Here is a 25,037-nt window from a genome sequence, read left to right as displayed (position 1 = left end):
GATGCCAGCTCTTTACGTAATGATTCCTGCGGCGCTGCTGATCGTCGCCATCGCCATCTACATCTTCTTCTGGGCGGTGGACAGCGGCCAGTATGACGACCTCGACGGGCCGGCCCACAGCGTGTTGTTCGACGACCAGGACCCCAAGCACCTGGCCGCTGTCGACGAAGCCAGCAGCCATGCGCAACCACCGACCAAGCCTGACGAGCCGGCGCCGCCCCATGCTTGACCTCGCGCCGCTGCTGGTTTCTGCGCTGATCCTCGGCCTGCTGGGCGGCGGTCATTGCCTGGGCATGTGCGGCGGCCTGATGGGCGCGCTGACCCTGGCCATCCCCCCGGAGCAACGCAGCCGGCGCTTTCGCTTGCTGCTGGCGTACAACCTGGGACGCATCCTTAGCTATGCCTGCGCCGGCGTATTGATTGGCCTGGCCGGCTGGGCCGTGGCCAACAGCCCGGCGGCGATGTTCATGCGCATCCTCGCGGGCCTGCTGTTGATCAGCATGGGCCTGTACCTGGCCGGCTGGTGGAGCGGCCTGACCCGTATCGAAAGCCTCGGCCGCGGCCTGTGGCGCCATATCCAGCCGTTTGCCAACCGTTTGCTGCCGGTGTCCAGCCTGCCCCGCGCCTTGCTGCTGGGCGCGCTGTGGGGTTGGTTGCCGTGCGGCCTGGTCTACAGCACCTTGTTGTGGGCGGCCAGCCAGGGCAATGCGATGGATAGCGGGTTGCTAATGCTGGCCTTCGGCCTTGGCACCTGGCCGGTCTTGCTCGCCACCGGTCTGGCGGCGGAGCGTGTCACCGCGCTGTTGCGCAAGCGCAGTGTGCGCGTGGCGGGCGGCCTGCTGGTGATGGTGTTCGGGATCTGGACCCTACCCGGCCCCCATCAGCACTGGCTGATGGGCCACTAAAAGGCCATGTGGCATAGCGCCGCTCCCCTTTGATACAAATCAAGATGACCGCCCGGCCATGCCCCTAGACTCGGCCCACTAGCCAATCCGGGGAACGCCCGCATGCTCGACGCCATTCGTTGGGATACTGATCTGATTCATCGCTACGACCTCGCGGGGCCGCGCTACACCTCCTACCCCACCGCCGTACAATTCACCAGCCAGGTTGGCACTTTCGACCTGCTGCACGCCCTGCGCGACAGCCGCAAGGCGGTGCGCCCGCTGTCGCTGTATGTGCACGTGCCGTTCTGCGCGAACATTTGCTACTACTGCGCCTGCAACAAAGTCATCACCAAGGATCGCGGTCGCGCCCAGGCCTACCTGCAACGCCTGGAACAAGAGATTCAACTGGTCGCCTGCCACCTGGACCCCAACCAACGGGTGCAGCAGCTGCATTTTGGCGGCGGCACACCGACCTTTCTCAGCCACGACGAATTACGCCAACTGATGGCGCAACTGCGCCAGCACTTCAACCTGCTGGATGACGACTCCGGCGACTACGGCATCGAGATCGACCCCCGGGAAGCCGACTGGGCCACCATGGGCCTGCTGCGTGAACTGGGCTTCAACCGCGTGAGCATCGGCGTGCAGGACCTGGACCCCGAGGTACAGCGGGCGGTCAATCGCCTGCAAAGCCTGGAAGAAACCCGCGCGGTGATCGACGCGGCGCGCACCCTGCAGTTTCGCTCGATCAATATCGACCTGATCTACGGCCTGCCCAAGCAGACCCCGGAGCATTTCGCCCGCACGGTGGCCGAGGTCATCAGCCTGCAACCCGACCGCCTGTCGGTGTTCAACTATGCCCACCTGCCGGAACGCTTCCTGCCCCAGCGGCGAATCAACGGCGAAGACCTGCCGGCCCCCGCCGTCAAATTGCAGATGCTGCAGGAAACCATCGAACAGTTGACGGCGGCTGGCTACAACTACATCGGCATGGACCACTTCGCCCTGCCCGATGACGAATTGGCCATTGCCCAGGAAGAGTCCACCCTGCAGCGCAACTTCCAGGGCTACACCACCCACGGTCACTGCGATTTGATCGGGCTCGGCGTTTCGGCCATCAGTCAGATTGGTGACCTGTACTGCCAGAACAGCAGCGACCTGAATCACTACCAGAACGCCCTTGCGGGGGCGCAACTGGCCACCAGTCGCGGCCTGCTCTGCACGGCGGACGATCGTTTGCGCCGGGCGGTGATTCAACAGTTGATCTGTCACTTCAGCCTGGACTTCGAAAGCATCGAGCAGGCCTTCACCGTGGATTTTCGCGGCTATTTCGCCGAGCTTTGGCCACAACTCCAAGCCATGGCCAGTGACGGCCTGATCGAACTCGACGCCGAAGGCATTCGGGTACTGCCGGCCGGACGCCTGCTGGTGCGCTCGGTGTGCATGGTGTTCGATGCCTATCTGGAGCAACAGAATAGGCAGCGATTTTCGCGGGTGATCTAAGCCGGGTTACTTGGCCATCAACGAGGCGGCCTTCACCGCGTCTTCGGCGCTCAGGTTCTTCATCGCTTCGCTCAACGACGCATAGGCGCCGGTCAGCGAGGCTTGCAAGCCGCCCAACGCCGATTGCACGCCGCTCAGTTTCGCCAGGACCTGCTCCGGGCTGAGGCGCTTGTCGGACATGATCGCCGACATCTCTGCCATCTTTTCCGCGATCTGCTGCTTCAACTGGCGAATCATTTTCAGCAGTTTCTGCACGTTCTCGTCCAGCCCGCTTTCTTCGATATCGTCGTTGGCGGTCTTCTCGGCGCTGGCAGCCTTCAGCGACGCACCGGAAAAGGTCACACTCACGCCTTCGGCAGGCTGGGTTTCACCCAGCGCCGTTGATTCGGTACCGGCGCCCACGGTGCTGGTTTTTTTCGGTTCAAGCAGCGTCGGCACAGTGGTGCGGGACGGGAGATTGCCGTCGATGGAAAGCATATCGTGAGCCTCCAAGCTCTTGGTCGTTAGCAGTTCATCGGCCGCGGGGTAAAATTCTTTATACCCCTGCCGGTTTTTTGTACAGGCTGGCCTGATAGTCCCTCAGTGCGGTACCCTTACGTCTTATGTGTGTTTTCCCACAAGGATTTAAGAAATGTCCGAGCCAGTTAAACTGCGCGCTCATAGCCAGGCTCACTGCAAGGATTGCAGCCTGGCGCCCCTCTGCTTGCCACTTTCGCTGAATCTGGAAGACATGGATGCGCTGGACGAAATCGTTAAACGTGGTCGCCCCCTGAAGAAAGGCGAGTTTCTGTTTCGCCAGGGTGACAAGTTCGATTCCGTCTATGCAGTACGCTCGGGCGCCTTGAAGACGTTCAGCCTGAGCGACAGCGGCGAAGAACAGATCACCGGCTTCCACCTGCCCAGCGAGCTGGTGGGCCTGTCGGGCATGGACACCGAGATTCACCCAGTGTCGGCCCAGGCCCTGGAAACCACGTCGGTGTGCGAGATCCCGTTCGAACGCCTGGACGAACTGGCCCTGCAATTGCCGCAGTTGCGCCGCCAGTTGATGCGCGTGATGAGCCGGGAAATCCGTGACGACCAGCAAATGATGCTGCTGTTGTCGAAAAAAACCGCCGACGAACGGATTGCCACCTTCCTGGTCAACCTGTCGGCGCGTTTCCGCGCCCGGGGTTTCTCGGCCAATCAGTTCCGCCTGAGCATGTCGCGCAACGAAATCGGCAATTACCTGGGCCTGGCGGTGGAAACCGTATCCCGGGTATTCACGCGCTTCCAGCAGAACGAACTGATTGCCGCCGAGGGCAAGGAAGTACACATCCTCGACCCGATCCAGCTCTGCGCACTGGCCGGCGGCTCCCTCGACGGCTGACCGCCGGACCAGGGGCGCGACACTTGCGGCCAAGCCAACCGGCGAGGCCGCAGGTATACTGCGAAGTCTTTGCGCCCAGGACTCCCGACGATGGCTTTCGACTCCTTCGACATCAAATCCCTGATTCGCCCCGTCATCGACTTCCCCAAGCCTGGGGTGATCTTTCGTGATATCACGCCGCTGTTCCAGTCGCCCAAGGCCATGCGCCTGGTGGCCGACACCTTTATCCATCGCTACGTCGAAGCCGAGTTCAGCCATATCGGCGCGATGGATGCCCGCGGCTTTCTGATCGGATCGGTGATTGCCTATCAACTGAACAAGCCTCTGATCCTGTTCCGCAAACAGGGCAAGCTGCCAGCAGACGTACTGTCCGAGGGCTATCAGACCGAATATGGCGAAGCGTTCCTCGAAGTACACGCCGACAGCCTGTGCGAAGGGGATTCGGTATTGATGTTCGATGACCTGATCGCCACGGGTGGCACCTTGATTGCTGCGGCTAATCTGGCGCGGCGCATGGGAGCACGGATTTTCGAGGCCGCGGCGATTATTGATCTGCCGGAGCTGGGGGGCTCGCAGCGTTTGGAGGATATGGGGATTGCGACCTTCTGTTTGACGCAGTTTGGCTTGACTGAGCGGTAATTTGCGCTGGTCTTGCGGGCCTCATCGCGGGCAAGCCCGCTCCCACTTTTGAATGGGTTCACAAATCAAAATGTAGGAGCGGGCTTGCCCGCGATGAGGCCAGTAATAACACCCTCAATCACAACCCCATCTGCTTACTGATGATTTCATTCATCACCTCCCGCGTCCCGCCACCAATCGACAAAATCCGGTTATCCCGGTACAGCCGCTCCACCAGGCTGCCGCGCATATAACCCAGGCCTCCCAGGATCTGCACCGCGTCATACGTCACCCGGTCGGCGGTGTCGGTGGCCAGGTTCTTGGCCATGGAAATCTCCTTGATCACACTCTTGCCCGCCGCCATCTTCGCGGCCTGGCGGTAGGTGAACTCGCGGGAAACCTCGACCGCCGTGGCCATCTCCGCCAGGCGGTGCTTGAGCACCTGGAACTTGCCAATCGGCTTGCCAAAGGCCTCGCGCTGCGCAGCCCACTTCAGGCTCTCTTCCAGGGCCATCTGCGCCGTCATGTTGGCCATCAATGCCAGGGCCAGGCGTTCGCTCTGGAAATTGCCCATGATGCAGGCAAACCCCATGTTTTCGCTGCCGATCAGGTTGCCTGCGGGCACCTGGCAATTGTCGAAGAACAACTCGGCAGTGTCCGACGCCCACCAGCCCATTTTCTTCAGCGGTTGGCCGACGGTGAAGCCAGGTGTGCCCTTCTCGATCAGCAACAGGCTGATGCCGGCAAAGCCCGGCCCGCCGGTACGTACGGCGACGGTGTAGTAGTCGGCGCGCACGCCACTGGTAATAAAGGTTTTGCTGCCACTGACCCGATAGCAATCGCCATCGCGCACGGCACGGGTTTGCAGGCTGGCCACGTCGGAGCCACCACCGGGCTCGGTGACGGCCAGGGCCATGATCTTCTCGCCAGACAAGACCTGCGGGGCCACGCGCTCGCGGATTTCGGGGCGGGCCCATTTGACGATGGGCGGCAGGCCGATATCCAACGAGCCCAGCCCCGCCACCACGCCGCCGGAGCCACAGCGCATCAGCTCTTCGCTGGCGGCCACCTTGGCGAACAGGTCGCCTTCATGGCTGCCGCCGAGGGCTTCGGGGTAACCGATCCCGAGAATCCCCGCCGCACCGGCCTTGAGGTACAGCTCGCGAGGGAAGTGTTCGGCCTCCTCCCACTGCTCGATGCCCGGCACAATCTCGCGCTCGACAAAACGGCGCACGCTGTCGCGGACCAATTGGTGACTGGGGTCGAAATATTCCTGGTAGGCAGACATCGGCAAGCTCCATGCAGAGATGGAGCGAACTTACCAAGCGCTTGCTTGGTTATCAAGCCGAACGCAAATGCAATGTGCATGCTTGTGCAGGAACTGGCTTGCCTGCGATGGTATCGCCTCGGTCCCCCTGATACACCGCAGTGCCTGCATCGCAGGCAAGCCAGCTCCTACACAAGCCAGCGTGCCCCAGGGAGTTTGGCTTACAGCGCGATAGGTTTACGCCCGGCAAACGAGTGCGCCAGGGTGCCGCCGTCCACCAACTCCAGCTCACCACCCAACGGCACGCCGTGGGCGATGCGCGAGGTGATCAGGCCTTTGTTGGTCAGCAGTTGCGCGATGTAATGCGCCGTGGCTTCCCCTTCCACCGTAGGGTTGGTGGCCAGGATCACTTCGGTAAAGGTGCCCTGCTCTTCGATGCGCGCCACCAATTGCGGGATACCAATGGCTTCAGGCCCCAGGCCGTCAAGGGGCGACAGGTGGCCCTTGAGCACGAAGTAGCGCCCGCGGTAGCCGGTCTGCTCCACCGCATACACGTCCATCGGCCCTTCGACCACGCACAGCAGGGTGTCGTCGCGACGGGGGTCGGCGCATTGCGGGCACAGTTCTTCTTCGGTAAGGGTGCGGCACTGACGGCAATGGCCCACACCTTCCATGGCCTGGCTCAAGGCCTGGGCCAGCCGCGAGCCACCGCTGCGGTCACGCTCCAGCAGTTGCAGCGCCATACGCTGGGCGGTTTTCTGGCCCACGCCCGGCAAGGTGCGCAGGGCGTCGATCAGTTGACGAATCAGAGGGCTGAAGCTCATGGGGCAAAGGTCCGACAAAACAACGAGACGCGGTTTATACCCGCGCCTCGGATAAGCGTCAAATACGCACGACCAACTTGCCGAAATTGCGCCCTTCCAACAGGCCGATAAAAGCTTCGGGCGCCTGCTCAAGGCCCTCGACCACGTCTTCGCGAAACTTGACCTTGCCGTCCCGCACCCACGGCGCCATGGCGCTGATGAATTCCGGGTGGCGGTCGCCATAGTCGTCGAACACGATAAAGCCCTGGATGCGCACGCGTTTGGTCAACAGGGTGCGTTGCAGCGCCGGCAGCCGATCGGGACCGGTGGGCGCTTCATGGGCGTTGTAGCCGGCAATCAGGCCACACAGGGGGATCCGCGCCTTGGGATTGAGCAGGGGCAGTACGGCGTCGAAAACCTTGCCGCCGACGTTCTCGTAATAAATGTCCACCCCTTTGAAACAGGCCTGGGCCAGTTCATCGGCAAAATCTGCGCCTTTGTGATCGATGCAGGCGTCAAAACCCAACTCTTCCACCACATAGCGGCATTTGTCTGCGCCGCCCGCGATGCCAACCACCCGCAGGCCCTTGAGCTTGGCCACCTGGCCAACCACCGAGCCCACTGCACCGGAGGCCGCCGCCACCACCAGGGTTTCCCCGGCCTGGGGTTGGCCGATATCCATCAGGCCCATGTAGGCCGTCATGCCGGGCATGCCCAGCACACCCAGGGCCATGGATGGGCTTGGCAAGCCGTTGGGCACCGGTATCAAATTGCGGCCGTCACTGATGCTATGGCTTTGCCAGCCGGTGGTGCCGACCACCAGGTCACCCACCTCGAACTTGGGGTTGCGCGACTGTTCGATGCGGCTGACAGCGCCGCCAGTCATCACCTCGCCGATTTCTACCGGGGCTGCGTAGGACGGCGCGTCACTCATACGTCCACGCATGTAGGGGTCCAGGGACAGGAACAGGGTCTTGAGCAGGACCTGGCCGTCTGCCAGGTCGGGCAGCGTCACGCGCTCCAGGCGGAAGTTTTCCGGCACGGGCGCACCCTGCGGGCGTGATACCAGGACGATGCGCTGGTTGAGGGTCATGGCTTGGGTCATCAGCGAGGCTCCTTTATATCGGTGATTGAATTCAGCGGTATAGGGTGCAGACAGCTGTTGCAGGGCTGACGTTCGATTGTGCCCGACACAAACAAAAATGCCAGGCGCGATGCCTGGCATTTTCAGTCTTGCGCTGGCCGGTCAGAACGGCAGCTTCATGCCCGGCGGCAGTTGCATGCCCGCGGTCACGCCGGACATTTTGTCCTGGCTGTTGGCTTCGATCTTGCGCACGGCGTCGTTGACGGCCGCGGCGAACAGGGCTTCGAGCATTTCCAGGTCGTCTTCGCCAACGCCCGGCAATACGCTTGGGTCAATGCTCACGCGCTTGATGTCGTGACGACCGGTCATCACCACGCTGACCATATCGCCACCGGCTTTACCGGTGACTTCGGCGTTGGCCAGTTCTTCCTGCATCTTGGCCATCTTTTCCTGCATCTGCTGCGCCTGCTTCATCAGGCCGGCCATGCCACCTTTCATCATGGGAATCACCTCAAAAGTACGTGGATCAATACGGCGCCGAGCCTCGGGGCACGGCGCCTGCAATTATCAGCCCGCTGCAGCCTGGGCTTCGACAGGTTCAATAGTATCGTGTCGCACCACTGCGCCAAACTGCTCCATCATCTGCTGGATCAGCGGGTCGGCCTGGATCGACTCCTCGGCCTCGCGCTGGCGGTTGAGCCGGCGACGGGTGGCGGCCTGGGCCGGAGTTTCCTGCTCGGGCTTGATCAGCTCGATGGTCACCGTCAGGGTGCGTTCGTGGAACTGGTTCAGGGCATCGTTGAGCCGGCGCTGCTGGGTCGCGTTGAACAGGGCGCTGTGGGCCGGGTCCAGGTGCAACAGCCAGTGATCGCCATCGACAGCGATCAGCGTGCAGTTGGCGGCGATGCTGCCGGTCATGCCGGAAATCGGCAATTTCGGGAACAGCTCCAGCCATTGCAGGGCCAGGCCAGTGGCCGGCATGGCGGCAGGCTCCGCCTCGGGCTCGGGCGCAGGCTCGGCGGTGTGCTCGCTGGCCAGGTCGTCCAGGTAGCTGTAGGCCGAATCCATGTCCGGCTCGATGTAATCTTCGTCCAGCGGCGGTTCGTCATCCAGGTCGATGCCTGGGGTAGCGGCGTCCACTTCGGCAATAGTCGGCTCGGGCACGGGTGCCGAGACCCATTCCGGCGCGTCGGGTACCACGCTGTCGGGGGTTGGCGTCGGCATCGGCGTCAGTTCAGGCTGCTCGCCGGTGGTTTCGAGGACAGGCTCGACGGCAGGAGCCAGCTCGACCACGGCCTCTGCCGGCTCATTCCAGGGCAGATCGACTACCGGCGCGGGCTCGGGCTCGACCATCGGCTGCGGCGCCACTACAGGCGCCACAGGCTCCACCGCGACCATGGCTGGAGCAGCGGCCACAGGTTGCGGCGCGCTTACTGGCGCAACGACCGCCGCGCCAGCCACTGGTTTGGCGGAATCAACTGTGGCCTGGCTGATCCCCACTGGCTTTAGTGGCTGTCTCGGCGCGTCGGCGGTATCCGCGGGGCGAAACGCCAGCATGCGCAGCATGACCATTTCGAAACCGCCGCGCGGGTCTGGTGCCAACGGCAGGTCGCGGCGCCCGATCAGGCCCATCTGGTAGTAGAACTGCACATCTTCGGCCGGCAGCGCCTGGGCCAGTGCCAATACGCGGTCGCGGTCGCCGTGGCCGTTGTCGACCCCCTCAGGCAGGGCCTGGGCGATAGCGACGCGGTGCAGCACATTGAGAATTTCCGAGAGCACGCCATTCCAGTCCGGCCCCTGCTCCGACAGATGGCGCACGGCTTCGAGCAACGCCTTGGCGTCGCCTTCGATCAGCGCATGCAGCACGTCGAACACTTGGCCGTGATCGAGGGTGCCGAGCATGGCGCGCACGTCGGCGGCCATTACCTTGCCTTCACCGAAGGCAATCGCCTGGTCGGTCAGGCTCATGGCATCGCGCATCGAGCCATCGGCGGCGCGGCCCAGCAGCCACAGCGCATCGTCTTCGAACGGCACGTTCTCCACACCCAATACGTGGGTCAAATGCTCGACCACCCGCTCAGGGGTCATGTTCTTCAGGGAGAACTGCAGGCACCGCGACAAAATCGTTGCAGGAAGTTTCTGCGGATCGGTGGTGGCCAGGATGAACTTAACGTAGGGCGGCGGCTCCTCCAGGGTCTTCAACAGGGCGTTGAAGGAGTGGCTGGAGAGCATGTGCACTTCGTCGATCAGGTAGACCTTGAAGCGCCCGCGGCTGGGGGCGTACTGCACGTTGTCCAGCAGTTCGCGGGTGTCCTCGACCTTGGTGCGGCTCGCGGCGTCGATTTCGATCAGGTCGACAAAGCGCCCTTCGTCGATCTCCCGGCACACCGAGCAGGTGCCGCAGGGCGTCGAGGTGATGCCGGTCTCACAGTTCAGGCACTTGGCAATGATCCGCGCAATGGTGGTCTTGCCCACCCCGCGCGTGCCGGTGAACAGGTAGGCGTGGTGCAGCCGTTGGCTGTCCAAGGCATTGATCAGAGCCTTGAGCACATGGGTCTGGCCGACCATTTCGCGGAACGAGCGCGGACGCCATTTACGTGCAAGAACCTGATAACTCATCGAAAACCGTCGCAACTGGGAAGCGGAAGCCGGTAATGCTAGCGGAGCAGGGGGGAAATTGCATCCGGCACGCTCGCCTAATCTGACTAAGCTGGTAGTGGCACGCCCTGCAAAGGGCTGATCCCGGAGAGTTTATGCGCGTAGTCCTGGGCGCTTTATGGATGATCACCACACTGAGCCTGGCGGCGCCCGCCCCGTTGCGCTTCGCCATTTCCGACAGCTGGGCCATGCCCATGGTGCAGATCGAGGGGGCCCAGCCGACCCAGGGCATTTTGTATGACTTGATGCTCAGCCTGGCAACCCAGGTCGGCCACCCGGCGCAGTTCCAGGTACTGGCCCGGGCCCGTATTGCTCCAGCCATGGAGCACGGCGAGATTGATGTGCGCTGCTACGTCGCACAAGCGTGGCTGAATAATCTGTCCGGGGACTACGTATGGAGCATTCCGTTATGGGTGCAGCGCAATGTCCTGGCCAGCGCCCATGTGCCGCCGCTGTCGGTGAATGTGGCGCAGCTGGCGGCACAGAATATCGGCACGGTGCTCAACTACAGCTACCCGACCCTCGAACCGCTGTTTGCCAAGGGCCAGCTCAAGCGCGACGACGCCCGCAGCGAAGAGCAAGTGCTGCAAAAGCTGGTGGCGGGACGCTTCAAGTACGCGGTCACCAACGAATGGACCCTGGAACGCTTCAATCAGCAGTTACCGGCAGGTCGCAAGCTGCACGTGGTGGCCGTGATTGAAGAGCAGAGCCTGGGCTGCTACGTGCGCAACGACCCAGCCCTACCCGTGCAGCGGATTTTGCGCACACTGCTGCGTATGAAAATGTCCGGGGAGATAGACGCAATCATCCTGCTCTATACCGGCGACGCTGGGCGCCTGCCTCAATCCCCGCCAGCGCCATAGTTGAGCAGATCAAACCCCGCCGCCCAGGCCGGCACCTCGGCTGCCGGCATCGGTTGGGCGAAGTAATAGCCCTGGGCCACTTCACAGCCCATGCGCAGCAGCAACTGGCCATGCTCGAGGGTTTCCAGGCCCTCGGCGATCACTTCGCGACCAAATGCCCGGGCCAGGCCGATCACCGCCTGGGTCAGCGCGAGGTCATCCTTGTCGTGCAGGATGTCGCGCACAAACGACTTGTCGATCTTGATGGTCTGGGTGGGCAGGCGCTTGAGGTAGCTGAGGGACGAATAGCCCGTGCCGAAATCGTCCAGGGAAAACCGCACTCCCAGCGCCTGGCATGCCGCCAGGTGCTCGGTGACGCGCTGGATATGATCGATGGCTACCGATTCGGCGATCTCCAGGTCGAGCATGTGCGGCGCAACGTCAGGATGCTGGGCCAGCAGCTGTTGCAAGCGCTCGACAAAATCCGCGCGCTGGAAGTGTCGCGCCGCGATATTCACGCTAACCGGCCAACAATGCCCGGCGTCTTGCCACTGGCGTATCTGCGCCAGCACCTGGTCCATCACCCACTCGCCGACATCGACGATCAGGTCGGTCTGCTCGATCAACGACAGGAAATCCTTGGGCGACACCAGCCCGCGAATCGGGTGCTGCCAGCGCAGCAATGCCTCAAAACCCACGACCTGGCCGTGGCGCAGGTTGATCTTGGGATGGAAGTGCAGGCACAACTCCCCCGCTGCCAGGGCCTGGCGAATCTGCTGCACGGTCTGGTGGGTGGCCTTGACCTCCTGCTCCAGGGACACATCAAACAGCTGGTAGCGGTTACGGCCACTTTGCTTGGCCACGTACATCGCCTGGTCGGCATGGCGCAGCAGGGTGTCGGCATCCTCGTCATCCAACGGGAACAGCGTGACGCCAATGCTGGCAAACACGTTGATCTGCGCGCCGAGGATCGAGTACGGCTCGGAAATGGCCGTGAGGATGCGCCGCAAAGCGCGGTTCAACTCCTCGGCATCGCGCACGTAGCGCAGGATCAGCACAAACTCGTCACCGGCAAGCCTTGCGACCACGTCTTCGCCACGGATGATGTCGCGCAGGCGGCTGGCGACCTCCACCAGCAACAGGTCGCCAGAGGCATGGCCGTAGCCGTCGTTGACCGCCTTGAAGCCGTCCAGGTCGAGCATGCACACCGCCAGGGGGATGTGCTCGCTGCGGGAAAACTCCAAGGATTGCACGAGCAGTTCAGACAGATAGGCACGGTTGGGCAGCCCGGTCAGCACATCATGGCCGACCCGCCATTGCAGGGTCTGCAACAACTGGCGCTTTTCGCTGACATCAAAACGAATCGACACGTACTTCTGCACCTTGCCGGTCCGCTCATCGACCAGCGGCACCATGGTGCTGTCGACCCAGTACAGCGAGCCGTCCTTGGCGCGGTTACAGATTTCCCCGCGCCAGACCTTACCCTCGGTGATGGTGCGCCACATCCCCTGGAAAAACCCGGCAGGATGCAACCCGGAACTGAGGATCCGGTGGTTGCGCCCCAGCAACTCGTCGCGGCTGTAGCCGGACATGCCGCAGAATTGGTCGTTTACATAGGTGATGCGGCCGGTGAGGTCTGTCTCGGAGAAAATGGCGGCGGCATCCACGGCCCTGCGGTATTTCTCATCCATGAATGAGGCTCTAGGTGGCTAGCGGTTGAACCGCTCGACCAGGGCACGCAACCCGGAAGAGATGCTTTCAAGTTCCCGGCCCCGGGTGACTGCAGCGTTGGCATTGCCCGCTGTCTTTTGTACCGTGGCCGCGACGTTATTGATCTGTTGTGAAACATCCTCTGCGACGTGGGATTGTTCCTGCGAGGCAGCAGCCATTTGCTGACTCATGCCGGTAATGCGCTCTACTGCCTGGCGAATGCCCAGCAGTGCCTGTTGCGCCTGCAATACCTGCTGCACGCCCTGCTCGGCCTCATGAATACCGGTGCTGGCAATTTCCACTGCTTCATCGGCGCCCGCGCGTAGATTCTGGATGATGCCCTGGATCTGCTCGGTCGACTCCCGGGTCTTGCCCGCCAGCGCCCGCACTTCATCGGCCACCACCGCAAAACCACGGCCCTGTTCACCAGCCCGCGCCGCCTCGATGGCAGCATTCAGGGCCAGCAGGTTGGTCTGGTCGGCAATCGCCTGGATCATGCTCGCCGCCACGCGGATTTCCTGGGTCTGGCCGGCCAGGTGGCCCACCGCCTGGTTGATCTGGGTAACGGTGGCCGCCAGCAGTTGGATCGCGTCGCGTGTGGTTCCGACCACCTGGCTGCCATGCCCGGCCAGGTCGTTGGCGGTACGGGCTTCGCTGGCGGTCTGCTGTACATGTGTCGCCACTTCGGCGATGGAGGCGGCCATTTCGGTCATGGCCGCGGCGGTCATATCGGTTTCGGCGCGCTGTTCCAGCAGCGCCGACTCGGTATTGCCCGACAACACGCTGGAATCGGTAGCCGCCTCGGCCATCTGTGTGGCCAGGTCGCTGAGCCGCGTGAGGGCGGTTTTCAAGCGCGCCTCTTCGCTGATCAGGATCATCTCCAATTGCGCGGCCGGACCTAGCGCATCGCTGTAGGTCATGGCGCTGATCGGGTCGGAAAAGGTGTTGGGAGTGTGCTCGACAATCTGCTTGAGCTGCTGCCCCAGACGCAGGTGCGCCCAGGCGCCCAGACCGAGAAACAGCAGCGCAGTCGTTGCCTGCGCCCAGCCGCTGGGCAGCCATTGCACCGCGCCGCCAGCCGCCACCGCCGCCAGGGCGGGCACGGCCAGGGCATTGCCGACCTGGCCCAGGCGTTGCAGCGGCGAAACCGCCGAACGCCCGGCACGCAAGCGCGCGTAGAGCGCTTCGGCACGCCGCACCTGTTCGCGCGTCGGCTTGACCCGCACCGACTCATAGCCCACCAACCGGCCGTCTTCGAGGATGGGGGTCACATAGGCGCTGACCCAATAAAAGTTGCCATTTTTGCAGCGATTCTTGACCACGCCCATCCAGCTCTGGCCGGCCTTGAGGTAGCGCCACATCAGTTCGAAGACCGCCGGCGGCATATCCGGGTGGCGTACCAGGTTGTGGGTACTGCCGATCAGCTCGGCTTGGGTGAAGCCGCTCATGGCAGCAAACTCGGCGTTGCAGTAGGTAATGTGGCTATTGATGTCCGTCGCGGAAATGAGCCGTTGCTGCTCCCCGAAAGTCTGTTCAACTGTGGTGACCGGCAAATTGACGCGCACTTTAAAGCTCCATGGACAGCATTCGATCTACCGGCCCGGGATCGGGTAGATCCGGCAGGTAGAGGGGTATTTCCAGACGGGTAAACCGTCAATCGGCTGGCTGGCGCCATTGGGCGGCCAAACCAGGTTTTGCCCAGCACCTGAGCTTCGGTTTGACGAAGATCAACTAGGCTTTAATTCGAGCGTCTGGTGTGAAAGGCGGGGCTGCATGGGCACGTGAGAGCGAGCCTGGCGCTACGGCCGAGCAACTGTTTTGCAGCCACCTTTATGAAAGTGAGGAGAAAGCAATGATTTCCTGTTTCATAAAGGTGCCCTGTGAAACGACACCGCCAAATACTTGTCCTAAACGCCGATTCTACGAATTACATCACATTTTGCAAGAAAAGGTGATGGTGCGTGCCGTTGTCTAATGCCAATATTTATCGTTAAGTTCTTGATTCTAAATGGGAATTGAGCGATGCAAATTTCAAGTTTGGGTCCAGCCATCAGACGTTATCGAAAGGTAGCGGGGCTTACTCAGGCTGAACTAGGTGAGAAAACCGGTTTTGACCCTAAAACCATCAGCCGCTTCGAAACCGGCACCTATACACCCAGCGTTGACGCTCTCTTCTTGTTTGCAGAGGCTCTGGGAGTGAAGCTGAAAGTCTTTTTTGCCGATCTGGGCGATGAGGACGAACAGCGCGCTTATCTGTTCGGTGTCATTCATAAAGCCACCCCGAAGGATCCGGGAAAGCTGATAGCGGCGGTAGACCAGGCCTTGTCCAAGCCTTAGAGCTCGTACGACATAAAAAAGAGCAGGTCGCTGATGCTGCCTGCTCTTTGCTCTTTGCCTACTGACATGATCCGACCGGACAGCGCCTCTCCTGGCAGGCGCTGGGCCACGCCTTTTGCCAATATGCTCGCGCAGCCCAAGCGGACTCGGCATCCTTTCGCGCAATTACTTCAAAATGCAAGGGACTACCATGAGCTACCTCCGCCTGCTGGCGGTGGCTGGCACCTAGAACCTGCCTGCACGATCGGCATCTTCCTGCTGGCGGCGAAGAAGCTTCTTCAACCGCAATAAAGGCTGATAGCCAGACACGAAAACGCCGCGAAAAAACGCGGTGTACAGACGGCTTCGACCGCTGCGCAATAACGCACGGCAAAGTGATAATTTTTGATCAGAGGGAGAGTTGTTACGAAGGGAGCGTTATGGAGGCAACCCCACCAGCCACACCCCGGCACACAATGTTCCCGCTGTGGCTGCTGCCTTCCGGCTCTGACCAGGTTCACGGGTAATCGTTGCGGGGGGACCGATGGGGTCACCATAACGACGCTGGCCTCTCGGCAAGCCGCGCCATTGTACCGATCTCATCGGAAGTTACAACCGTTGGTGCCGGATTAAAAAGCCAAGGGGCTCAAGTACTTGCCATAGCCCTGAAGAACACCCTCTATGTGGTGTGGGAGCGGGCTTGCCCGCGATGGCGGTGGTCACGTCATCGCGGGCAAGCCCGCTTCCACATTGGATCATTGGGCTTTCAACACCTCATCCGCCCGGCCGCCCTCCTCCTGGATCACCAGGTGGATGAAATGCAGCTTGGCAATCACCGCCGGTGGCAGCACGAAGGGATAGAAATCCGGTTGCCCCATGCTGCGGGACAGTTCGTTGAGCATGCCGGCCAGTTCGATCCAGGCGTTGACGAACGACAGGAACGCCGCCCCGCCAGGGTGTTGCGGATCGTAGAGCGTGGCGAGGGGAAACGACTGGTAGTCCAGGTCCATCTCCCGCGCGCTCATGCCAAAGCCCAGGGCGGTATCGACCGCGTCCATCATGTGCAGGTAGTGGGCCCAGGTTTCCGCCCAGTCTTCCCAAGGGTGCATGGTGGCGTAGGCGCTGACGCAGGTTTGCTGCCAGCCCGGGCGCGGGCCGTTCTGGTAGTGCTGCTCGAGAGCATCGGCATAGCTGGCACGCTCATCACCAAACACCTGGCGGAACGGCTCCAGCCAGTGGCTGCCGGCGACCAGGCGATCCCAGTAATAGTGACCGACTTCATGCCGGAAATGACCGAGCAAGGTGCGGTACGGTTCACGCATCTGCACGCGAATTTTCTCACGGTGTTCGTCGTCGGCTTCCTTGATATCCAAGGTGATCAAGCCGTTGGCATGCCCGGTAGTGGGGGCCTTGCCTTGCAGGTCGATACCGACGAAGTCAAAGGCCAGGCCATTGGCTTCATCGACGGACTTGGGGACCACCTGCAACCCCAGGCTGATCAGTTGCGCCACCAGCCGGCGCTTGGCGGTTTCGACTTTGCGCCAGCGCTCGGGGTTTTCTGCAATCGACAGGTCGGGGATGGTGCGATTAAGGCTACACGCCACGCACAGCGGTGCGGTGCTGTAGGCCGGGATCAGCCAGTTGCAGGCAGCAGGCGTGTCGAGGTTGGCGCAGCGGCGCCAGGCGCCCGCGTCAAGATTATCGTCCTGCAGCCAGGTATTGACGACCGGCCCAGGTTGCAGGGACGACAGCCGGCTTTGCTCGGGCAGATAGCCCAGCAGCGCCGAACAGGACAGGCATTGGCTGTTGCGAAAGAACAGGGATTGCCCGCAACGGCACTGCCACACCTTGCTATTGCGCGAAGTCCCGGCCATGAACGGTGCGGCGATGCGCGAACTGAGCTGTTCGAAGAAGCGGTACATGGCGATCTCTCCAGGGGCGTGCCCAAGACTAGATCATTTACCACGCAAGATCGTTCCCACACTCTGCGTGGGAACGATCGTCATCATCAGATGGAGATGTTGTGGCGGGTCAGAAAGGCAACAAAAGCCTCTTCATCCATGACTTTCAACCCCAGCTCACTGGCCTTGGCCAACTTCGACCCGGCGCCTGGCCCCGCGACCACGCAATAGGTTTTCGCCGACACCGAACCGGCGACCTTGGCGCCCAGGCTTTCGAGTTTTTCCTTGGCCACGTCGCGGCTCATCAACTCCAGCGAGCCGGTCAGCACCCAGGTATGGCCCGCTTCGGGCAAGCCCTCGAGGACTTTCTTCTCGCTCTGCCAGTGCATGCCAAAGTCCTTGAGCTGCTGCTCGATGGCTTGCGCACGCCGGGCATTGTCCGGATTATCAAAAAACTCGCGCACGGCCTTGGCCTGTTTCTCTGGGAGTGCCTGGCGCATATCCAGCCAATCGGCCTGGATAACGCCCTCCAGGGAGCCGAACTTGTCCGCCAGCTTCTGCGCAGCCCCCGGCCCCACGGAAGGCACGTGCAGCTTGTCGAGAAAGCCGCCCAGGGTGGTGCTGGCCGCGAACTCGGCGCTCAGTTCGCCCTGGTCCTGCAATTGCAGGCCGCACTCATCCGGCGACAGTAACGCGCCAATCACCTGCTGGTTATGGCTGTCTTCAAAGAAGCTGTGGATCTCGTGCGCCACCTCCAGGCCAACATCCGGCAAGTACGTCAACACTTCCGGCAAGGCTTGCTGCACGCGCTCCAGGGACGCCAGGGAGCGCGCCAGCACCTTGGCGGTTTCCTCGCCGACATCGGGAATGCCCAGGGCGTAGATAAACCGTGCCAGGGTTGGGGTCTTGCTGTTTTCGATGGCAGCGATCAGTTTCTTGCTGGAAACATCAGCGAAGCCTTCCAGGTCGATGATCTGTTCGTACTTGAGCTTGTACAGGTCAGCCGGCGAACCGATGAGCTTTTCATCGACCAGTTGCTCGATGGTCTTGTCGCCCAGGCCGTCGATATCCATGGCCCGTCGCGAGACAAAATGGATAATCGCCTGCTTGAGCTGCGCACCACAGGCCAGCCGCCCGACACAGCGATACACCGCGCCTTCGCTGACGGTTTCCTTGCCCTTGCTGCGCTTGACCAACTGCGTGCGTTCCACATGGGAGCCACACACCGGGCAGGTTTGCGGGATCTGTACGGCGCGGGCATTTTCCGGGCGGCGCTCGGCAACCACCGACACGACCTGTGGGATTACGTCACCGGCACGGCGGATAATCACGGTGTCACCGATCATCAAGCCCAGGCGCGCCACTTCGTCCATATTGTGCAACGTCGCATTGGACACAGTGACGCCCGCCACCTTGACTGGCTTCAAGCGTGCTACCGGGGTCACGGCGCCGGTGCGGCCGACCTGGAACTCAACGTCCAGCAGCTCGGTGAGTTCTTCCAGCGCCGGAAACTTATGAGCGATGGCCCAGCGCGGCTCGCGGGCGCGAAAGCCCAGTTCACGCTGGTAGGCAATGCTGTTGACCTTGAACACCACCCCGTCGATTTCATAGGGCAGGCTGCTACGCCGCTCACCGATGTCGCGGTAGTACGCCAGGCAATCCTCAATACCCTTGGCCAGCTTCAACTCATGGCTGATGGGCATGCCCCATTTCTGCAACTGCTGCAGGTTGCCGATATGAGTGTCGCTGATATCCGTGGTCACGCCGTAGCAGCAAAACTCCAGGGGGCGACTGGCTGTGATCTTCGAATCGAGTTGGCGCAGGCTGCCGGCGGCGGCGTTGCGCGGGTTGGCGAAGGTCTTGCCGCCGACTTCCAGTTGCGAGGCATTCAAACGCTCGAAACCGGCCTTGGACATGAACACTTCACCACGCACTTCCAGGGTCGCCGGCCAGCCTGTGCCGTGCAGTTTCAACGGGATATTGCGCACGGTGCGCACATTGACGCTGATGTCTTCGCCCGTGGTGCCGTCGCCACGTGTCGCGCCGCGTACCAACTCGCCATCCTGGTACAGCAGGCTGACCGCCAGGCCATCGAGCTTGGGTTCGCAGCTGTATTCCACCGCCGCACCACTGCCAAACAGATCGCCCACCGGCAGGTCGAGGCCCTCGGTGACCCGACGATCAAATTCCAGCATGGTGGTTTCATCAAACGCGTTGCCCAGGCTGAGCATGGGGATCTCATGGCGCACCTGGGTAAACGCCGACAACGCCGCACTACCCACCCGTTGCGTTGGTGAATCACGGGTCACCAGGTCGGGGTGCTCGGACTCCAGGGCCTTGAGCTCATGGAACAACCGGTCGTACTCGGCGTCCGGGATGCTCGGCTCGTCGAGTACGTGATAACGGTAGTTGTGCTGATCCAGTTCAGCGCGCAGTTCGAGGATGCGGGTGTGGGCGGCGGTCATGGGTGTTCTCTCATAAAGCAAAAGAGCAGCCGAAGCTGCTCAATATGTTAGTGCGCTTAATTCTACTGACAACGCTGAAGACCAATCCTCAGCGTTTCTGTGTCAGGGCGCGACGCTCGAACTCGACGATGCGCTGACGGTAGTGTTCGATGGTCTGGGCGGTCAGTACGCTGCGCTGGTCGTCCTTGAGCTCACCGTTAAGTTCCTGGGACAGCTTGCGGGCGGCGGCCACCATGACGTCGAACGCCTGTTTCGGGTGGCGCGGGCCTGGCAGGCCGAGGAAGAAGCTCACCGCCGGGGTGCTGAACAGGTCGATATCGTCCAAATCGAAGGTGCCCGGCTTGACCGCGTTGGCCATGGAGAACAGCACTTCACCGTTGCCCGCCATGCTTTCGTGACGGTGGAAAATATCCATCTCGCCAAAACGCAGGCCGCTTTCCAGGATGTTCTGCAACAGCGCCGGGCCCTTGAAGCCGGCCGCGTCGCGGCAGATCACGCTGATCACCAGCACTTCTTCAGCCGCCGGCTGATCCTTGGAGGACTCACGCGGTGCGCTCTTGGCCGGGGTTTCATCCGGAAAATCACCGTCACGGCTACTGAAGCTCGGGCCTTCGTCGACGTCGAGGTTCAGGTCGCCCTGATGCGGCTCGGCCACGACAGCACTGCCACGCTTGCCGCGCTTGGACGACGGCTCGCGGGGCTCGCGCACCGGCGCGCTCATCGACGGCAGGTCGTGTTCGTCCAGTTGCGGTTCTTTATGGGTATCCAGGACACGGGGAGGCCCCAGCAGCTCGGCGGCGCCATCGTCGTCGGGCAGATTGGACAGGTTTCGGTCCAGGCGGAATTTCAGCTTGCCCTTGCCGCCGCGCATACGGCGCCAGCCATCAAAAAGAATACCGGCTATTACAATAATGCCGATGACGATCAGCCACTCGCGCAGACCGATTTCCATGTAATCCCTTGCCTCTATAAAAAATGCTGAAAAATAAGGGGTTTAGCACCGTGCAAACCGCTTTAAAACGTGGCGCCAACTCTATGTTCTGACTGACGTTTTGCCCACGCATACGAAAAATTGACATTAAACTAGCACGACCAAAGATAACTTTACACAGTTGGCGCAAAATGTGTCGGCTAACGCAGGAATCAGGCTACAAATCATAAGCTTCAAGCCGACACTCTTGCCCCTTGAAGCTAGCAACTTGCCGCTAACTTTCCACCATCGCCATCGCCTCTTCCACATCCACCGCCACCAGTCGCGAACAGCCCGGTTCATGCATGGTCACCCCCATCAATTGATCAGCCATTTCCATGGCGATCTTGTTGTGGGTGATATAGATGAACTGCACCGTCTGGGACATCTCTTTAACCAGGCGGGCATACCGTCCAACGTTAGCGTCATCCAGCGGCGCGTCAACTTCGTCGAGCATGCAGAACGGCGCCGGGTTCAACTTGAAGATGGCAAACACCAGGGCCAATGCGGTCAGGGCCTTCTCGCCGCCGGACAACAAATGGATGGTGCTGTTCTTCTTGCCCGGAGGCCGCGCCATGATCGTTACCCCTGTATCGAGTAGATCTTCGCCCGTCAGTTCCAAGTAAGCGCTGCCACCACCGAAAACTTTTGGGAATAAGGCCTGTAAACCGCTATTAATCTGATCAAAGGTATCTTTGAAGCGGTTTCGGGTCTCTTTGTCGATCTTGCGAATGACGTTTTCCAAAGTGTCGAGGGCTTCCACCAGATCGGCGTCCTGGGCATCCAGATAACGTTTGCGTTCGGACTGCTGCTGGTATTCGTCGATGGCCGCGAGGTTGATCGCCCCGAGTCGTTGAATACGTGCGCCAATGCGCTCAAGTTCTTCCTCGGCGTCCTTCTCGTTGGCCTGGGCGGTCAGGGTATTGAGTACGCCGTGCAGGTCGTAGCCATCTTCCAGCAACTGGTCTTGCAGAGTCTTGCGGCGCACCGTGAGGGCTTGCCACTCCATGCGCTGCTGTTCGAGCTGGCCGCGGATCAATTGCGATTGCTGCTCGGCCTGGGTCCGGCGCTTTTCTGCGTCGCGCAGTTCGCGGTCGGCGTCTTCCAGGGCGATTTGTGCGGTCTTGAGTTCTTCGTCGACGCTCATGCGTTTATCGAGCAACTCTTCGAGCTTCAAGCGCAGCTCTTCCAGCGGCGCCTCGCCCTCCTCCAGGTTGAGGCTCAGTTGCTCGCGCTTTTCCGTCAGGCGTTCGGACTGCATCTCCAGGCGCTCCAGGGCCTGGCGCGTGGAATCGTGCTGGGCGCGCAAGGAGCCCAGGCGCACGGCCAACTGGTGGGCGTGATCCTTGTGCTGGCGCGCTTCCTGGCGTACCCGGTCGAGGCGCTCGCGCAGGCTGTCACGCTGGGCCAGCAACAGTTCGCGCTGCTCGGTATCGAGGGCCATGCTGTCGAGGGCCTCCTGCAATTGCAGGCGTGCCTCACCGACTTGTTCGTGTTCGAGGGCGCGCTGTTCGCCCATTTCGGCCACTTCTTCGTCGAGCCGGGTGCGGCGCAGGGTCAGCTGTTCGGCCTTGGCCTTGCTGGCCGAGAGTTGGGCTTTCAATTCGCCCTGCTGGCGCGCTTCGTCCTGCAACAGGCGGCGCAAGTGTTCGCGGCCGGTCTCTTGCTGGCGCTGAGTGGCGCGCAGGGTTTGCAGTTGGGTTTCCAGGGACTCAAGGGTGGCTTCGCGCTCTTCACGCTCGGCACTCAGGTTGACGATTTCCTGGCCACGGGCCAATACGCCACTTTCGGCTTCACTGGCGCGGCGCACCCGCAAAAAGTGCCGGCCTACCCAGTAGCCGTCGCGGCTGATCAGGCTTTCGCCAGAGATCAATTGGCCACGCAGCGCCAGGGCCTGTTCCAGCGAGTCCACCGGTTTGACCTGGCCCAGCCACGGCGCCAGATCAATCTGCGCCTCGACTTTATCCAACAGGCTGCCGGGCACGCGGGTGCCATCGGCTGCCGGGCTGAGCAGGCGCAAGTCACCTTGTGTGAAGCCCGCCAGGTCAAAGCCGCCAAAATCGTCCACCAGCACCGCTTGCAGGTCCGCACCGAGCACGGTTTCCACAGCCAATTCCCAACCAGCTTCAACCTTCAAGCCTTCGGCCAGGCGCGGGCGCTCGGCCAGGTGCTGGTCGCGCAGCCATTCGGCGGTGCCGGTGCCTGGGTCCAATGCGGCCTGCTGCAAGGCTTCAAGGGAGGCCAGGCGCCCGTTAAGGCGCTGTAAATCGCCCTGGGCCTGCTGTTGCGCCTGGGTCGCCTGCTGCAGCTCCTGACGCAATTGCTCCAGGCGTTCCACTTGTTGTTCTTCGCTGGCCTCCAGCTCTTCCAGGGTCATTTCGCTTTCGGCCAACTGCTCGCTCAGCGCCATGATCGCCGCGTCTTCCGGAGCGGAGGCGAGCAACGCGCGCTCCTCCAGGGCCCGGCGCTGACGCTCGGCCAGGCGTTCCATACTGGTTTCCAGTTGCTGGATGCGCGACTGCTGCACCTCAGCCTGGCGCCGTGGCTCGGCGGAGCGCAGGTTGAACGCGTCCCACTGCTCCTGCCAGCCGTGCATGGTGGTTTCCGACTCTTCCAGGGCGGCGGCGGCTTCTTCGGCGGCGGCGCTGGTGATTTCCTGCTCGGGGGTGAGCATGTCCAGCTCTTCGCCGAGGGTCAGCAGCAAGGTGCGGTCGTGGCCCAGGTGGGATTCGGTTTCCAGCCGCGCCCGCTCCGCTTCCTTGAGGTCATCCTGCAACTGGCGCAGGCGCTGCTGGCCGTGCTGGATGCTCTGCTCGACCCGCGCAATATCGCCGCCCACCGAATAGAAACGGCCCTGCACCAGATTGAAGCGCTCGGACAGATCATGGTGACCGTCACGCAGGCGCTCGATGCTGGCGTCGGCATTGCGCTGCTCGGCCACCAGGGCTTCGAAGCTGATTTCCTGGGTGCCGATGATCGCTTCGCGCTGGCCCACCTGGTCATTCAAGGCCTGCCAGCGCAGGGCCGAGAGTTGTGCCTTGAGCTGGCGCTCTTCGCCTTTGTATTCCTGGTATTTCTCGGCGGCCTGGGCCTGGCGGTGCAGGCGCTCCAACTGGCGCTCCAGCTCTTCACGCAGGTCGGTCAGGCGCGCCAGGTTTTCGTGGGTGCGGCGGATGCGGTTCTCGGTCTCGCGCCGGCGCTCCTTGTACTTGGAGATGCCGGCCGCTTCCTCGATAAAGTTGCGCAAGTCCTCGGGCTTGGCTTCGATCAGCTTGGAGATCATGCCCTGCTCGATGATCGAGTAGCTGCGCGGGCCCAGGCCGGTGCCGAGGAAGATGTCGGTGATGTCGCGGCGCCGGCACTTGGTGCCATTGAGGAAGTAACTGTTCTGGCTGTCGCGCGTCACTTTGCGGCGGATGGAAATTTCTGCGTAGGCCGCGTATTCGCCCACCAGGGTGCCGTCGGAGTTGTCGAACACCAGTTCGATGCTGGCCTGGCTCACCGGCTTGCGGCTGGTGGAGCCATTGAAGATGACGTCGGTCATCGACTCGCCACGCAGGTTTTTTGCCGAGCTCTCGCCCATCACCCAGCGCACGGCGTCGATAATGTTCGACTTGCCGCAACCATTGGGCCCGACCACTGCCGCCATGTTACTGGGGAAGTTCACCGTAGTCGGGTCGACGAAGGATTTGAACCCCGCCAGTTTGATGCACTTGAGCCGCACGCTTAGGCGTCCGCCAGGGCTGCGATAACCAGGGTGCAACTGCGCTGGCCATAGGCCGACAACACTTGGCGAATCTGCGGCAAGTCACGGGCCAGTACGGCAGCGAGCAGTTGCTCGAACAGCACCAGGTACTCGCTCATGGACGCCTTGCGTTGATCCAGGGCCAGGTAATAGGCGCGATTCATCGCCGGCTGCAGGTTCTCGACGGTTTCCTGCAGGTAAGGATTGTTGGCAAAGGGGTATGCGGCGCGCATGACATTGAAGCATTCCTCGACAAAGGCGCGGATGTCCTGGCGTTCGAAATTGCTCACCAGTCGTTGCTGGATCTGCACGAACGGCGCCATGTCGACCTGGGTCTGCCAGCCTTCGGCAACCGCGTTGCCCAGCAGGATGTACAGCTCGCTCATCAGCGTGCACAGGCTCTGCACCTTGTGTGCGGTGAGCTCGGTGACGTGGGCGCCACGGCGCGGCAGGATGGCGATCAGGTGCCGCCGCTCGAGGATCAGCAAGGCTTCGCGCACGGAGCCACGGCTGACATTGAGTGCCAGCGTGACTTTCTGTTCCTGGATCCGCTCCCCAGGCTTGAGATCGCCGCGAATGATGCGTTCGGCGAGGTGGTGAGCGATTTGCTCGGCGAGACTATCCGGCGCCTTGAACGTCATGTTTTCCCTTCAAAATCGTCTATCGGTACAAGGGCGGCAGTGTAGCGCAATCACTGGGCCAGCAACGCCGAATTTGGCATGAAATAAGCAGACGATAAAGCCCAGGCGCCCCTGAAAACGGCGGTTACAGGGATCTGAACCATAATCAAAGGTGTTGCAATCGCATTTTCTTGACCTTCTGGTCAGAAAATCGTTGACCGAAAAGTCAGACATGACTAGATTCGGCGCAAAGCGGTTAACAACAATAATGAGTCTGCGAGG

At 61.7% G+C, this 25,037-nt stretch carries 20 protein-coding genes and 1 other RNA gene; 7 read left to right on the top strand and 14 right to left on the bottom strand.

Annotated features, from left to right (window positions below; all coding sequences use genetic code 11):
* Position 1: 1 nt before the first annotated feature.
* From ccoS to hemN, 3 genes are all read left to right on the top strand, one after another.
* On the top strand, positions 2-229 hold the full coding sequence (gene ccoS, locus HBO11_RS00995) for a cbb3-type cytochrome oxidase assembly protein CcoS (protein ID WP_169954209.1): 228 nt from the start codon (positions 2-4) through the stop codon (positions 227-229).
* Positions 222-905 (top strand): sulfite exporter TauE/SafE family protein, encoded by a 684-nt coding sequence (locus HBO11_RS00990; protein WP_169954210.1) that lies wholly within the window; start codon positions 222-224, stop codon positions 903-905. The genes ccoS and HBO11_RS00990 overlap by 8 nt, the downstream gene beginning before the upstream one ends.
* Before the next feature lie 102 nt (positions 906-1,007).
* A complete protein-coding gene (gene hemN / locus HBO11_RS00985) occupies positions 1,008-2,390 on the top strand; it encodes an oxygen-independent coproporphyrinogen III oxidase (RefSeq protein ID WP_169954211.1) in 1,383 nt (460 codons plus the stop codon).
* Positions 2,391-2,396: 6 nt separating this feature from the next.
* On the opposite strand, the gene HBO11_RS00980 is transcribed toward hemN, so the two are convergent.
* On the bottom strand, positions 2,397-2,867 hold the full coding sequence (locus tag HBO11_RS00980) for a hypothetical protein (RefSeq protein ID WP_057960322.1): 471 nt from the start codon (positions 2,865-2,867) through the stop codon (positions 2,397-2,399).
* Between the two features lie 154 nt (positions 2,868-3,021).
* On the opposite strand from HBO11_RS00980, the gene fnr reads away from it, so the two are divergent.
* Together fnr and HBO11_RS00970 are read left to right on the top strand one after the other, a co-directional pair.
* Complete coding sequence (fnr, locus tag HBO11_RS00975) at positions 3,022-3,756, top strand: fumarate/nitrate reduction transcriptional regulator Fnr (protein ID WP_032863348.1); 735 nt, start codon at positions 3,022-3,024, stop codon at positions 3,754-3,756.
* Positions 3,757-3,846: 90 nt separating this feature from the next.
* Entirely contained in the window at positions 3,847-4,395 is a 549-nt protein-coding gene (locus tag HBO11_RS00970; RefSeq protein ID WP_169954212.1) for an adenine phosphoribosyltransferase, read from the top strand.
* 118 nt (positions 4,396-4,513) lie between these two features.
* Here the strand turns inward: HBO11_RS00970 and HBO11_RS00965 are convergent, their stop codons facing one another.
* The 5 genes from HBO11_RS00965 to dnaX form a co-directional block, all read right to left on the bottom strand.
* The gene (locus HBO11_RS00965) at positions 4,514-5,662 is read right to left on the bottom strand and encodes an acyl-CoA dehydrogenase family protein (protein WP_169954297.1); all 1,149 of its coding nucleotides are present in this window, start codon (positions 5,660-5,662) and stop codon (positions 4,514-4,516) included.
* A 200-nt stretch (positions 5,663-5,862) separates the two neighbouring features.
* Positions 5,863-6,465, bottom strand: a complete 603-nt coding sequence (gene recR, locus HBO11_RS00960) for a recombination mediator RecR (protein WP_070994718.1) — start codon at positions 6,463-6,465, stop codon at positions 5,863-5,865.
* A 58-nt stretch (positions 6,466-6,523) separates the two neighbouring features.
* A complete protein-coding gene (locus HBO11_RS00955; protein ID WP_169954214.1) occupies positions 6,524-7,549 on the bottom strand; it encodes an NADP-dependent oxidoreductase in 1,026 nt (341 codons plus the stop codon).
* A gap of 141 nt (positions 7,550-7,690) precedes the next feature.
* The gene (locus HBO11_RS00950) at positions 7,691-8,029 is read right to left on the bottom strand and encodes a YbaB/EbfC family nucleoid-associated protein (protein WP_003193199.1); all 339 of its coding nucleotides are present in this window, start codon (positions 8,027-8,029) and stop codon (positions 7,691-7,693) included.
* 66 nt (positions 8,030-8,095) lie between these two features.
* Complete coding sequence (dnaX, locus tag HBO11_RS00945) at positions 8,096-10,147, bottom strand: DNA polymerase III subunit gamma/tau (RefSeq protein ID WP_169954298.1); 2,052 nt, start codon at positions 10,145-10,147, stop codon at positions 8,096-8,098.
* Between the two features lie 134 nt (positions 10,148-10,281).
* Between dnaX and HBO11_RS00940 the strand changes: the two genes are divergently transcribed.
* On the top strand, positions 10,282-11,049 hold the full coding sequence (locus HBO11_RS00940; protein WP_169954216.1) for a transporter substrate-binding domain-containing protein: 768 nt from the start codon (positions 10,282-10,284) through the stop codon (positions 11,047-11,049).
* Here the strand turns inward: HBO11_RS00940 and HBO11_RS00935 are convergent.
* Both HBO11_RS00935 and HBO11_RS00930 read right to left on the bottom strand, forming a co-directional pair.
* A complete protein-coding gene (locus HBO11_RS00935) occupies positions 11,028-12,719 on the bottom strand; it encodes an EAL domain-containing protein (RefSeq protein WP_170043323.1) in 1,692 nt (563 codons plus the stop codon). The genes HBO11_RS00940 and HBO11_RS00935 overlap by 22 nt on opposite strands.
* A gap of 18 nt (positions 12,720-12,737) precedes the next feature.
* Positions 12,738-14,303 (bottom strand): PAS domain-containing methyl-accepting chemotaxis protein, encoded by a 1,566-nt coding sequence (locus tag HBO11_RS00930; protein ID WP_169954218.1) that lies wholly within the window; start codon positions 14,301-14,303, stop codon positions 12,738-12,740.
* Between the two features lie 457 nt (positions 14,304-14,760).
* Between HBO11_RS00930 and HBO11_RS00925 the strand changes: the two genes are divergently transcribed.
* Positions 14,761-15,075 carry a helix-turn-helix transcriptional regulator gene (locus HBO11_RS00925; protein ID WP_170058701.1) on the top strand — a complete coding sequence of 105 codons (315 nt, stop codon included), beginning with the start codon at positions 14,761-14,763 and terminating at the stop codon, positions 15,073-15,075.
* Positions 15,076-15,504: 429 nt separating this feature from the next.
* On the opposite strand, the gene ffs is transcribed toward HBO11_RS00925, so the two are convergent.
* From ffs to HBO11_RS00895, 6 genes are all read right to left on the bottom strand, one after another.
* Positions 15,505-15,601: signal recognition particle sRNA small type (gene ffs / locus HBO11_RS00920), an RNA gene on the bottom strand.
* A gap of 208 nt (positions 15,602-15,809) precedes the next feature.
* Positions 15,810-16,976, bottom strand: a complete 1,167-nt coding sequence (locus HBO11_RS00915; protein WP_169954219.1) for a putative zinc-binding metallopeptidase — start codon at positions 16,974-16,976, stop codon at positions 15,810-15,812.
* Positions 16,977-17,062: 86 nt separating this feature from the next.
* Positions 17,063-19,420, bottom strand: a complete 2,358-nt coding sequence (ligA, locus tag HBO11_RS00910) for an NAD-dependent DNA ligase LigA (RefSeq protein WP_169954220.1) — start codon at positions 19,418-19,420, stop codon at positions 17,063-17,065.
* 88 nt (positions 19,421-19,508) lie between these two features.
* Entirely contained in the window at positions 19,509-20,372 is an 864-nt protein-coding gene (gene zipA / locus HBO11_RS00905) for a cell division protein ZipA (RefSeq protein ID WP_169954221.1), read from the bottom strand.
* Between the two features lie 253 nt (positions 20,373-20,625).
* On the bottom strand, positions 20,626-24,114 hold the full coding sequence (smc, locus tag HBO11_RS00900) for a chromosome segregation protein SMC (protein WP_169954222.1): 3,489 nt from the start codon (positions 24,112-24,114) through the stop codon (positions 20,626-20,628).
* A 2-nt stretch (positions 24,115-24,116) separates the two neighbouring features.
* On the bottom strand, positions 24,117-24,776 hold the full coding sequence (locus tag HBO11_RS00895) for a GntR family transcriptional regulator (protein ID WP_169954223.1): 660 nt from the start codon (positions 24,774-24,776) through the stop codon (positions 24,117-24,119).
* Between the last annotated feature and the right edge of the window lie 261 nt (positions 24,777-25,037).

Origin of the sequence: Pseudomonas sp. WS 5010 (assembly GCF_012985565.1) — a bacterium.
Taxonomy (GTDB): domain Bacteria; phylum Pseudomonadota; class Gammaproteobacteria; order Pseudomonadales; family Pseudomonadaceae; genus Aquipseudomonas.
The sequence above is the reverse complement of the archived record's forward strand: the minus strand, read 5'-3'. Positions and strand labels throughout refer to the sequence as shown.